The organism is Erythrobacter sp. (assembly GCF_038133525.1).
Classification (GTDB): Bacteria; Pseudomonadota; Alphaproteobacteria; order Sphingomonadales; family Sphingomonadaceae; genus Qipengyuania.
The window spans coordinates 17,047-19,300 of the sequence record NZ_JAYPTL010000060.1; the positions used below are offsets into that span (position 1 = coordinate 17,047).

Here is a 2,254-nt window from a genome sequence, read left to right on the forward strand (position 1 = left end):
TCGAACCATCGAAGGCTGAGATTGTCCGTTCACGACTCGAGGACGCGGGCGAAACCGTTCTTTCGGTCGGTCGGATCGTCGAGGGGCCCAAGGGATGCACTGTCCGCGGATCGGCAGGCACCTGGTCGGCACGCGAGGATTGGTCGGCGACGCATAATGCCTGACCGTGCCCGTGTAGCCGTTTTCGTGTCCGGGAAAGGCACGAACATGGCTGCGCTGCTCTATGCCAGCCGCCTCCCCGACAGTCCTTACGAGCTGGTGCTGGTCGCTTCGAATGCCCCCGAGGCTGAAGCCCTGACCTTGGCTGCTGGTGAAGGCGTCGCCACTTTCGCGCTGCCCCACAAGGGCATGCAGCGCGCCGATCACGATGCGGCGATGGAGGCGGCGGCGATGAAAGCGGGGGCGGATTACATCGCGCTGGCTGGATACATGCGGATCCTGTCGCCCGAATTCGTTCGCCGCTGGGAAGGGCGACTGCTCAACATCCACCCTTCGCTGCTGCCGAAATATCCCGGACTCGACACGCACGCCCGTGCCATCGCGGCCGGCGACAGCCATGCCGGAACCACGGTGCATCTGGTGACCGAAGATCTCGATGCGGGTGAGGCCCTGGGGCAGGTCGCCGTGGCGATCCAGTCCGAGGACACACCTGAGACGCTGGCCGAGCGCGTCCGCATCGCCGAGCACCAGCTTTATCCGCGCGTCCTCGCAGACTACGTCATGCGCGAAAACGATCCCGCCTGGCTGCTTGAACGCGTCCGCCAGCTCGCCCTCGCCCTGCCCGAAACGCATGAGCGCGAAAGCCACGGGTCGCCCGGCTGGCGCGCGGGAAGCGAGAAATCGGGCAAGTTCTTCGCCTATTTCGCCGATCAGCATCACGGCACGCCGCACATCTCGCTGCTGGTCAAATGCAGCAGCATGGATGAGCTCGAGGGTCTCGTCGAAGCGCATCCGCATGCCTATCACAAGCCAGCCTATTACGGGGCGGGCGGCTGGATCGGGATAATCCTGAACCGGCCAGGGGTGGATTGGGACGCAATTGCGGACTGGCTGCAACGCAGTTGGCGACAAATCGCACCGGCAAAGCTGACAAGGCTTCTCGACGCCGCCGATGCGTTCTAGGGTCCCTGCATGGGTCGCTCGATACTGTTCTACGCGGTTGCCGCATTGGTTCTCGTCATCGTGGCAAGCAATGCCGACGAAATCGAAGGGCGCCACAGCGAAGCAAGCATGGGGGAAACGCTGATGGTGGTCGGGGGTGTGCTCATCTTCGTCCTCCTCTCCCGCCTGTTGATTGCCCGTCTGTCGGCGCGTTCCGAAGGGCGCGAATGAATCCACCGCCACGTCCGCATGCCTTCGCCCGATCGCGGGCGGCGGAGCTGGCGGGACGCGCGGTCGAGGCGATGTGGGAGCGCGGGCTAACCGAAAAGCCGCCGCTCGATCCCGATTTTCTCTGGAGCGTTGGCGCGAGGGGTTTCACCGAGGCCGACGAGCATTCGCACCGCAGCGATGAGGACGTCGCCGACTTCCGCGACCGGCTCGCACGGCTTTGCCGGGCCTTGCGGGACGAAGCGGACCTCAATCCGCTGGGCCACACCATGGCCTACGGCCAGCTTACCGGCGCGATCCGCAAACGCCATGCGCTGGGCCGATATTGGCGCGACAATCCTTGGATTGCCGAAGCCGCAATCGCACCGCCGATCGTGGTGGTCGGGCAGATGCGAGCGGGCACGACGCGGATACACCGGCTGCTGGCCGCCGATCCCCGCAATGCGGGCACGCGCTTCTGCAACAGCCACGACCCGGTCCCCCGCCGCCCTGACCTGCGCCCGGCCAAGTTCACGCTCGGCCTTGCCATTGCGCGCCGCATCAATCCTTGGCTGGATACGATCCATCCTTTCGGTGCGACACGCGTGGACGAAGAGATTGGGTGGCTGTCGGGAGCGCTCGATGCTTGTGCCTATGAAGCCCAATGGCGCATCCCCGGCTTTGTCGCCTTCAACGAAGCGGCCGATGCAGGCGCGATCTATGCGGAATTTGCCCGGATCCTGCGGACCGATGCCGCGGTGATGGGGAACGCGGATCGTCCGCGGGTCCTGAAATGCCCGCAGTTTTCCGAGAACTTGCCCGCCCTGCTGCATCGCTTCCCGAATGCGCGGCTGGTAGTGACCGAACGCGATCACGTCGAAGTGCTCGACAGCTCGGTCTCCATGGTGGCGAGCCAGATGGCCTTCCAGAGCGACTTTGCGGACAT

General features: G+C 64.9%; 3 protein-coding genes and 1 pseudogene. All 4 read left to right on the forward strand.

Annotated elements, in window-relative coordinates:
• Positions 1-164, forward strand: a pseudogene (locus tag AAFM29_RS14045) (phosphoribosylformylglycinamidine cyclo-ligase); the annotation flags it as partial.
• Complete coding sequence (purN, locus tag AAFM29_RS14050) at positions 157-1,122, forward strand: phosphoribosylglycinamide formyltransferase (protein ID WP_341713412.1); 966 nt, start codon at positions 157-159, stop codon at positions 1,120-1,122. The pseudogene AAFM29_RS14045 and the gene purN, both read left to right, overlap by 8 nt.
• Before the next feature lie 9 nt (positions 1,123-1,131).
• Positions 1,132-1,332, forward strand: a complete 201-nt coding sequence (locus AAFM29_RS14055; protein WP_341713413.1) for a hypothetical protein — start codon at positions 1,132-1,134, stop codon at positions 1,330-1,332.
• Positions 1,329-2,254: sulfotransferase (locus tag AAFM29_RS14060; protein WP_341713414.1), on the forward strand; the 926-nt coding region annotated here is incomplete at its 3' end. The genes AAFM29_RS14055 and AAFM29_RS14060, both read left to right, overlap by 4 nt.

What these genes read in the sequence shown, in the direction of transcription:
- purN (WP_341713412.1), top strand. Translation starts at nt 157, where the DNA reads ATGCCTGACCGTGCCCGTGTAGCCGTTTTCGTGTCCGGGAAAGGCACG.
- AAFM29_RS14055 (WP_341713413.1), top strand. Translation starts at nt 1,132, where the DNA reads ATGGGTCGCTCGATACTGTTCTACGCGGTTGCCGCATTGGTTCTCGTC.